This window comes from Demequina pelophila (genome assembly GCF_000971175.1).
GTDB classification, from domain to species: Bacteria; Actinomycetota; Actinomycetes; order Actinomycetales; family Demequinaceae; genus Demequina; species Demequina pelophila.
Map to the genome: position 1 here is coordinate 495233 of NZ_BBLY01000004.1, position 9016 is coordinate 504248.

Consider the following 9016-nt stretch of genomic DNA (forward strand, 5'->3'; position numbering starts at 1 on the left):
TCAGGGCGGGCCGGGGCGAACTGAGTAACGCCGGCGCGACGACGGGGACTGGGTCGCGGGCCGGGCATGTGCTCGCCTCTGGGGAATGCTAGTGGACGCACCCTGGGGAGCGTGCGGGAGTTCGGGCCCAGGAATGAGGTCGCCGCCTCGCTGCGGACGATGCGACGCGCGTCTCTGCTCGGCGCCGCTCGGCGTGGCGCCCCCGGCAGGACTCGAACCTGCGACCTGCGGATTAGAAGTCCGATGCTCTATCCAGCTGAGCTACGAGGGCATGGCGCGCGGTGGCGCCCCACCAGGGTAGTGGTGCGCGGGAGACGGTCGGGGCGGACCCTCCGTGCGTCCTGGTAGACATGCGGGCGCTATCCTGGCACGCATGGCGCGCAGAGGTGAACCGGACGCATGAGCATCCGGCCGATCAAGACCTGGTCGTACCCCGGCGCCCTCCTCGATGCCCTCGTCGACACCCGGCGCGTGGTCGCGGGCGTCGAGCTCCCCCTTCCCACGACGGGTGCGGAGGAGGCGCGTGCGTCGGTTCGCCGCATGCTCGACCAGCTCGACCATCACCTGATCCCGCGCGTGCGCGAGCAGGCCTCGCCCGCGATCGTGGTGGTCGCCGGGTCGACCGGCGCGGGCAAGTCGACCGTCGTGAACTCGCTGGTGGGGGAGGAGCTCACCCCGTCGGGCGTGCTGCGTCCCACCACCCGCGTGCCCCACCTGTTCCACCACCCGCTCGACACCCAGGTGCTCACCGAGGTCGCCCAGCGCGCCAAGGTGATCGCGACGGAGGCCGTCCCGCGCGGCCTCGCGATCGTCGACTCCCCGGACCTGGACTCGGTGCGGGACGAGAACCGCGAGATCGCGCACGAGCTGCTCGAGGCCGCGGATCTATGGGTCTTCGTCACCACCCCGGCGCGCTACGGCGACGCGGTGCCGTGGGAGGCGATCCGGTCGGGCGCGGACCGGGGCGCCTCCATCGCGGTGGTGCTCAACCGCGTCACGGTCGACGTCGCCGCGCAGGTGCGCCGCGAGCTGGTGTCGCGGCTCGCCGCCGAGCACCTCGAGTCGCTGCCGCTGTTCGTGATCCCCGAGGACACCGCGGGCCGCGCGAGCGTGCCCCGTGACGTCGTGGGCGGGCTGGGCCGCTGGCTCGACTCAGTCGCGTCCGCCTCGGCCGCCACCATCGTCGAGCGCACCCTGCACGGCTCGGCCGAGGCGCTCAAGGAGTGGCTCGAGACGCTCGCCGAGGCGATGGACGACCAGTCCGCCGCCGCCAAGGACGTCCGCTCCGAGGTGCGCCGCTGCGCCGCCGCCGCGGAGAACGAGGGCGGCGACCGCTGGTGGGAGACCATCCCCACGGGCGCCGTCACCACCCGCTGGGCTCAGGCGACCGGCGAGGGAGGCGTGCTGTTCCGCCTGCGCAACAGCATGTGGGTGCGCCGGGCGCACGCGCGCGAACGCCGCGACGCAGAACTGCACGCCATCTATCAGGACGTCCTCGCGGCCGTGGAGTCGCGCCTGGTGTTCGCCGCGTCGTCCGTCTCGGACGCGATGACGGAGGCGCTGCGCCGCGCCGAGACCGGCGTGGGCCCGTGGCTCGCCGAGCGCCGCGACCCGCGCGACACCCGCGAGGTCCGCGAGCGCCAGGCCGCCGACGCCGCCCGGCGATGGATGCATCGGTGCCAGGAGATCGTGCTCGACCTGCCTGGCTCCGAGTCCGGCATCCAGGTCGTGGGGGAGCCCGGACTCACCACCGCACTCGCGAGCGCCGCGCTCGGCGTCGACGAGGCCCGCACCGCGCTCATGCTGCTCACCTCGCAGGCCGTGGGCGACGCGGTCGACGCGGCGCGCGAGGAGCTCGCGGCCGCTCGCCGCCACTGCGTCAACCGTGAGGCGCTCGACATGATGAAGCCCACGGACATCCCGTCGCTCATGCCGGATGCCTCGTCCAAGATCCGGCTGCGCCGGGCGGAGCTGAGGGGGTTGCTGTGAGCGTGAGCTTCGACATGGTGGGCCCGTCGGACGACGCGGCGGCGCTCGCCGCGCGGGTCGAGCGCCTGCGCTCCTCGCTCGAGTGGGCGCGCGAGGCGATCCCGGCAGGCATCCGCGAGGAGCTCGTCGCGGCCATCGACCGATGCGACGAGCGCCTGCGTCTGGGCATCGACTTCACGGTGGTCGCCCTGGCCGGCGGCACCGGGTCGGGCAAGTCGAGCCTGTTCAACGCGATCACCGGAGGGTCCTTCGCGGTCGCCGGCGCGGCCCGTCCCACCACGTCCGAGGTGAGCGCCGCGGTGTGGGGGCCCGACCCGGCCGAGCCGCTGCTCGACTGGCTCGAGATCGGCCGCGGCCACCGCCACCACCTCGCGCAGACCGAGCTCGACGACGACTTCACGCGCCTGCGCGGGCTGGTCCTGCTCGACCTGCCCGACCACGACTCGGTCGACCCGGCCAACCGCGCGCTGGTCGACCGCATCGCGCCGCGCGTCGACCTCCTGCTGTGGGTGATGGACCCGCAGAAGTACGCGGACGACGCGATCCACACGCAGTACCTCGAGTCCGCCGCGGAGACGGGCCACCCGTCGCTGGTGGTGCTCAACCACGTCGACCGGCTCAGCACCGAGGACGCCTGGGAGGTGGTGCGCGACCTGCAGCGCCTGCTCTCGCTCGATGGGCTGCACGAGGTGCCGGTGCTGCCGGCGAGCGCCCGTACCGGCCAGGGCGTGGACGTGCTCCGCGCCGAGCTGGAGGGCGCCGTCCAGGCCCGCACCGTTGCCGCCGATGCGGTCGCGTCCGACCTGGTCGACGCCGGCCGCACGCTCGAGCGGGCGCTGTCGCGCGACGCGGAGCCGGTGCTGCCGGATGTTCGTGAGCTGGTCGACTCGCTCGCCGCCGCCGCGGGCGTGGATGCGCGCGCCGAGGCCGTCGGCGCGGTCGTGGCGGGCAGGTCCCACGCCATCCCCGACCTGCCTCCCATGAGGGTCGAGGTCGCCGAGCGCGAGCGGCTCGACTGGGTCGACGCCGCGTCCGAGGGGCTGCCCGTGACCTGGAGGATCGTGATCGCCGAGGCGGTCGCGCCGGGTCCGCGACTGGCAGAGGAGATCACGTCGGCGCTCGCGACGGTGGGCTGGCCGTCGGCCGAGAAGCACCCCACGTGGTGGGGACGCCGCGCCGCCGCGTCGCGCGCGTCGCAGGCGACACGTGAGGCCGGGCGCGAGGCGATCGCGCGGGTGGTCGCGCCGCTGCTGGTCGAGCCGACCGAGCTCATCCATCAGGCCTACCGCAACCTCGACGAGCTCACCGTCTACGCCCGGGCGCAGAAGCCGGTGTCGCCGGGCGCCGACGCCCCGGCGTCCGCGTAGCTGCGCGGACGCGCGGTCTCGCGCTCGCGCGGACCCGCGACGTAGCCCCGCGTCCACGTGCCCCGCGCCGCGGCACGGTCGCGTGCCGCCGCCGATGTCCCCAGGCCGCCCGCCTGCCCGGGTTCCACTGATTGCCCGGGCTCCCGCGCATCGTCCCTCGTCCCCCGCCCACCCTGGCAGGGCCGCACCGTGCGGCAAGGGGAGGACACCATGAACGAATTGACCGTGACCGTGACCGGCTGGGTCGCGACCGACGTGAACGCGCGGGTGGGACAGGGAGGGCTCGACGTCGCCTCGTTCCGGCTCGCCTCGACGCCGCGCTTCTTCGACCGGAACCGCAACGCGTGGGCGGACGGCGTCACCGAGTGGTTCACCGTGAGGGTGTTCCGCGGACCGGCGCTGCTGCTGCCGAAGTCGATCCACAAGTCGATACCCGTCGTGGTTACCGGACGCCTGCGCACCAGCACCTGGGAGTCCAAGGACGGTCCGCGCACCGACCTGATCATCGACGCCACCGCGATCGGGCCCGACATCACGCGGGGCGTCGCCGAGTTCCGGCGCGCGTCGGGCGCGCCGGACATCGCCGAGACCGCCGGCTCGCCCGCGGCGACCGCGTTTGCGGCGCGTGACGAGGCCGAGGCACGGGCCGGGGCGGCCGAGGAGCCGGCTGCAGCGCTCGAGGACGACGCGCAGGACGACTCCCGCTGGGAGATCGCCACGGGCGAGGGGCGGGACGACGATGGCATGGACGGCGCCGTCGACGAGGACGTGGACGACGAGCCGGACGAGGAGGCCGGGCTCGGCTCCGTGACCGCCGCCCGCGCCTGAGCGTGCGCGGGGCGGCGGCGCCCGGACGCAGGCTCCGGCCCGCCGTCGGGCGGGCGCCGGGCCGGCCCCCGGCCGCGTGCGGCGACCGCGTAGGCTATGGGTCGGCATCCGGGCGCCCCGCGCCTGGCAGGACGATCAACGGAGCGGCAGTGGCTGAATTCATCTACACCATGCAGAAGGCGCGCAAGGCGCACGGCGACAAGGTCATCCTCGACGACGTGACGATGGCGTTCTACCCGGGCGCCAAGATCGGTGTGGTGGGCCCCAACGGCGCCGGAAAGTCGACGATCCTCAAGATCATGGCGGGCCTCGAGCAGCCGTCGAACGGCGAGGCACGTCTGACGCCGGGCTACACCGTCGGCATCCTGCTCCAGGAGCCCCCGCTCAACGAGGAGAAGGACGTCATCGGCAACGTCCGCGAGGGCGTGGGCGAGATCTACGCGAAGCTCGACCGCTTCAACCAGATCTCCGAGGAGATGGCCGACCCCGACGCGGACTACGACAAGCTGCTGGCGGAGATGGGCACCCTCCAGGAGGAGCTCGACCACGCCAACGCCTGGGACCTCGACGCGCAGCTCGAGCAGGCGATGGACGCGCTGCGCTGCCCGGCGCCCGACGCGGACGTGACCGTGCTCTCGGGTGGTGAGCGCCGCCGCGTCGCGCTGTGCAAGCTGCTCCTCGAGAAGCCCGACCTGCTGCTGCTCGACGAGCCCACCAACCACCTCGACGCCGAGTCCGTCCTGTGGCTCGAGCAGCACCTCGCGAAGTACCCCGGCGCCGTGCTCGCCGTCACCCACGACCGCTACTTCCTCGACCACGTCGCGGAGTGGATCTGCGAGGTGGACCGCGGCCGCCTCTACCCGTACGAGGGCAACTACTCGACCTACCTCGAGAAGAAGCAGGAGCGCCTCCAGGTCCAGGGCAAGAAGGACGCGAAGCTCGCGAAGCGCCTCAAGGAGGAGCTCGAGTGGGTGCGCTCGAATGCGAAGGGGCGCCAGACCAAGTCGAAGGCGCGTCTGGCCCGCTACGAGGAGATGGCGGCCGAGGCGGAGCGCACCAGGAAGCTCGACTTCGAGGAGATCCAGATCCCGCCGGGCCCGCGCCTGGGCTCCACGGTCATCGAGGCGAAGGACCTCAAGAAGGGCTTCGGCGACCGCGTCCTCATCGACGGGCTGTCGTTCTCGCTGCCGCGCAACGGCATCGTGGGCGTCATCGGCCCCAACGGCGTCGGCAAGACGACCCTGTTCAAGACCATCGTGGGCCTCGAGTCGCTCGACGACGGCGACCTCAAGGTCGGCGAGACCGTCCAGGTCTCCTACGTCGATCAGAGCCGCGGCGGCATCGACCCCGACAAGACGCTGTGGGAGGTCGTCTCCGACGGACTCGACTACATCAACGTCGGCAAGGTCGAGATGCCCTCGCGCGCCTACGTGAGTGCCTTCGGCTTCAAGGGCCCGGACCAGCAGAAGCCCGCCGGCGTCCTGTCGGGCGGTGAGCGTAACCGCCTCAACCTGGCGCTCACGCTCAAGGAGGGCGGCAACGTTCTGCTTCTCGACGAGCCGACCAACGACCTCGACGTCGAGACCCTCGGCTCGCTCGAGAACGCGCTGCTCGAGTTCCCCGGCTGCGCCGTGGTGGTCTCCCACGACCGCTGGTTCCTCGACCGCGTCGCGACGCACATCCTCGCCTACGAGGGCACGGACGAGGACCCGTCGAAGTGGTTCTGGTTCGAGGGCAACTTCGAGTCCTACGAGAAGAACAAGGTCGAGCGCCTGGGCGCGGACGCCGCGCGCCCGCACCGCGTCACGTACCGCAAGCTCACGCGCGACTGACGCGCGGCCGCTCCGCGCACCGACCGGCCCTCGCGCCCCTCACCGGGGAGGCGGGGGCCGGTTTCGCGTCTGCCACGGGCGTGGCAAGGAGCTCGAGGAGTCGCGCGGCTCAGACTGCCCCGTCGACGACGACCTCGGTCGCGTCGGTGAGCTCCTTCAACTGGTCGTACGCGATCTCGAACACCGCGTTCGGGGTGCCCGCCGCCGCCCAGAGTTCCCCGTGCTCCTTGAGCTCCACGTCGATGTAGGTCCGCAGGGGCCGCGGATGCCCCACCGGCGAGACGCCGCCGATCGGCTGCCCGGTCGCCAGCCGCACCTCGTCGGCCGAGGCCCGGGTGACCGCCTGTGCCCCGATCTGCCCGGCGAGCACTGTGGTGTCGACCCGGTGCGCGCCCGAGGCGAGGACCAGGATGGGCTCCGCGTCGGCGAGGAAGACGAGGCTCGAGGCGATCGCCCCCACCTCGCAATCGAGCGTGGCGGCCGCCTCTGCGGCCGTGTGCGTCGAAGCGGCCAGGGAGCGGACCTCGCTGTGCAGCCCCGCGCCCTCGAGGATCGTCCTGATGGCCGTGCTCGACGGGTGCATGCCTCCACCGTATCCTCGCCCCATGTTGAACGCGGGGGTGAGCGAGATGATCGCCCGCGTCCGCGCCTCCGCGCCGCGGCTGGGGCGGACCCGGCTCGTGCTCGTCGACGGGCCCGCCGGCTCCGGCAAGACCACGCTCGGCGAGCGCCTGGGAGCCGCACTGGGCGCGCAGGTGCTCCACGCCGACGACATGTATGAGGGCTGGGACGGCCTCGCCACGCTCGACCGCGTGCTCGTCGACGGCGTGCTCGAGCCGCTGTCGCGCCGCCGGCCCGGGACGTTCCGGCGGTGGGACTGGCTCTCCTCCGCGCGGGCCGAGGAGGTCCGGGTGCCCGTCGCCGATGCACTGGTCGTCGAGGGAGTGGGCGTCGCCTCCCGCGCGGCGCGCGAGCATGCGTCGCTCGTCGTCTTCGTCGAGGCGCCGTGGCCGCTGCGGCGTGCGCGGGGCGTGGAGCGCGACGGCGAGGCCATGGCTCCCGAGTGGGACCGGTGGCATGGCGTGGAGGACGCGCACCTCGCCGCCGAGGGCACCCGGGCCGCCGCACACGTGCTCGTCGACGGTGCGGCCCGCGTCCCCGACTGAGCCGGCGCGCGCCAGTCTCCGCAAACCGCGGGGGACCGCCGCCCCTCGGAGGCGGCGCATCGTCCTGGCACAATGGCCGCATCATGACTGAGCACATCCTCGACGAGCTCGCCTGGCGCGGCCTCATCTCCCAGACCACCGGTGACGACGAGCTGCGCGCCGCCCTCGACGCGGGCCCGATCACGCTGTACTGCGGCTTCGACCCGACCGCGCCGAGCCTGCACATCGGCAACCTGGTCCAGATCCTCACCGTCCGGCGCTTCCAGGACGCGGGGCACCACCCGCTCATGCTCGTGGGCGGCGCCACCGGACTGATCGGTGACCCGAAGATGGCGGGGGAGCGCACGCTCAACCCCGTCGAGGTGGTCCACCAGTGGGTCGAGCGCATCCGCGGGCAGATCGAGCCCTTCATGCGCTTCGACGGAGACAACCCCGCGCGGATGGTCAACAACTACGAGTGGACCAAGGACATGACCGCGATCGAGCTGCTGCGCGACGTGGGCAAGTACTTCCGCCTGGGCACCATGATCGCGAAGGACACCGTCGCTCGCCGGCTCAACTCGGACGACGGCATCTCCTACACCGAGTTCAGCTACCAGGTCATGCAGGGCATGGACTACCTCGAGCTGTACCGGCGCTACGGCTGCACGCTCCAGACCGGCGGCTCCGACCAGTGGGGCAACCTCACCTCGGGCACGGAGCTCACGCGCAAGGCTGAGGGCGTCTCCGTGCACGCGCTGTCGACGCCGCTCATCACCAAGGCGGACGGCACCAAGTTCGGCAAGACAGAGTCGGGCACCGTGTGGCTCGACGCGGACCTCACGAGCCCCTACGCCTTCTACCAGTTCTGGCTGAACCAGGCGGACGCCGACGTGATCGGCTACCTCAAGGTGTTCACCTTCCTCTCGCGCGAGGAGATCGCCGCGCTCGAGGTCAAGGTCGCCGAGGAGCCGTTCCGACGCGAGGCGCAGCGCACCCTGGCGTGGGAGGTGACGCGACTCGTGCACGGCGAGGCCGCCGCACAGGGCGCGGTCGACGCCTCGCAGGCGCTCTTCGGACGCGGCGAGCTCGGATCGCTCGACGCCGGCACGCTCGAGGGCTGCGCGCGCGAGCTGGGCGGCGTCGACGTCGAGCCCGGCGCCACGGTCGTCGACGCGCTCGTCGCCGCGGGCATCGTCGACTCTCGCAAGGCCGCTCGCCGCGCGATCGAGGACGGCGGCGCGTACGTCAACAACGTGCGTGTGGACGATGCCGAACTCGCCCTGTCTGCCGAGCACGCCCTGGCCGGCGGCTGGATCGTGGTGCGGCGGGGAAAGAAGTCCGTGGGTCTGGTGCGCACGCCAGGGGAGTGATGCCCCCCATACGACGCTCTGCCAGGGCTTTTCGGCGCGACACGCCCGAGATTCACGAGATTTGACGCAGGGGCGCACGGCGACTTAAGTTATTCCCCGTTGCCAACGACGGAAGCGAAAAGCGGAGGACCACACAGGCCCCGCGGATCGCGCCACGAAGCAACAAGCCTCGATCCCGCGGAAGCGGCGGACGCCTGAGCGTCCTGCACCACGCACGGGATGACGAGCCTGGAGCTCTCACCGCAGACAATCGGCCGGAACGGCCGATTTGACACGGCGAAAGCGACACGGTAAGTTAGAGGGGTTGCCCAGGGCAGGAACTCGCAAGAGGGCCGCCAGGGTGACCACGCAAGATTCCGCGGAAGCGGCGGGCCGCAAGGCCCCGCACCACGCACGGAATCGCCCGAGCTCGAGCAGCTCCCCAGATCGAATCGGCCGGCAAGGCGGATTTGACAGGCGGAACAGCGAAGAGTAAGGTTGAA

General features: G+C 72.2%; 7 protein-coding genes and 1 tRNA gene. 6 read left to right on the top strand and 2 right to left on the bottom strand.

Features of this window, described 5'->3' with window-relative positions; translation table 11 throughout:
- Positions 1–194 precede the first annotated feature (194 nt).
- Positions 195–271: transfer RNA gene (locus AOM03_RS08020), tRNA-Arg, on the bottom strand.
- A 128-nt stretch (positions 272–399) separates the two neighbouring features.
- On the opposite strand from AOM03_RS08020, the gene AOM03_RS08025 reads away from it, so the two are divergent.
- The 4 genes from AOM03_RS08025 to ettA all read left to right on the top strand — a co-directional run bounded on the left by AOM03_RS08025 (position 400) and on the right by ettA (position 6016).
- The gene (locus AOM03_RS08025) at positions 400–1989 is read left to right on the top strand and encodes a GTPase domain-containing protein (RefSeq protein ID WP_062380090.1); all 1590 of its coding nucleotides are present in this window, start codon (positions 400–402) and stop codon (positions 1987–1989) included.
- Positions 1986–3356: a GTPase gene (locus AOM03_RS08030; RefSeq protein WP_062380092.1), complete on the top strand. Its 1371-nt coding sequence runs from the start codon at positions 1986–1988 to the stop codon at positions 3354–3356. Before AOM03_RS08025 ends, AOM03_RS08030 begins: the two co-directional genes overlap by 4 nt.
- A 210-nt stretch (positions 3357–3566) precedes the next feature.
- Positions 3567–4184 carry a single-stranded DNA-binding protein gene (locus AOM03_RS08040; protein ID WP_082092249.1) on the top strand — a complete coding sequence of 206 codons (618 nt, stop codon included), beginning with the start codon at positions 3567–3569 and terminating at the stop codon, positions 4182–4184.
- Between the two features lie 149 nt (positions 4185–4333).
- Positions 4334–6016, top strand: coding sequence for an energy-dependent translational throttle protein EttA (gene ettA, locus AOM03_RS08045; RefSeq protein WP_062380098.1), 1683 nt, complete (start codon positions 4334–4336; stop codon positions 6014–6016).
- A 109-nt stretch (positions 6017–6125) separates the two neighbouring features.
- Here ettA and AOM03_RS08050 read toward each other — a convergent pair whose 3' ends face one another.
- Positions 6126–6599, bottom strand: coding sequence for a YbaK/EbsC family protein (locus AOM03_RS08050; protein WP_062380100.1), 474 nt, complete (start codon positions 6597–6599; stop codon positions 6126–6128).
- 22 nt (positions 6600–6621) lie between these two features.
- Between AOM03_RS08050 and AOM03_RS08055 the strand changes: the two genes are divergently transcribed.
- On the top strand, positions 6622–7182 hold the full coding sequence (locus tag AOM03_RS08055; RefSeq protein ID WP_227589932.1) for a nucleoside/nucleotide kinase family protein: 561 nt from the start codon (positions 6622–6624) through the stop codon (positions 7180–7182).
- 83 nt (positions 7183–7265) lie between these two features.
- A complete protein-coding gene (gene tyrS / locus AOM03_RS08060; protein WP_062380102.1) occupies positions 7266–8534 on the top strand; it encodes a tyrosine--tRNA ligase in 1269 nt (422 codons plus the stop codon).
- Positions 8535–9016: the final 482 nt, after the last annotated feature.

What these genes read in the sequence shown, in the direction of transcription:
- tyrS (WP_062380102.1), top strand. Translation starts at nt 7,266, where the DNA reads ATGACTGAGCACATCCTCGACGAGCTCGCCTGGCGCGGCCTCATCTCC.
- AOM03_RS08055 (WP_227589932.1), top strand. Translation starts at nt 6,622, where the DNA reads ATGTTGAACGCGGGGGTGAGCGAGATGATCGCCCGCGTCCGCGCCTCC.
- AOM03_RS08040 (WP_082092249.1), top strand. Translation starts at nt 3,567, where the DNA reads ATGAACGAATTGACCGTGACCGTGACCGGCTGGGTCGCGACCGACGTG.
- AOM03_RS08025 (WP_062380090.1), top strand. Translation starts at nt 400, where the DNA reads ATGAGCATCCGGCCGATCAAGACCTGGTCGTACCCCGGCGCCCTCCTC.
- AOM03_RS08050 (WP_062380100.1), bottom strand. Translation starts at nt 6,599, where the DNA reads ATGCACCCGTCGAGCACGGCCATCAGGACGATCCTCGAGGGCGCGGGG.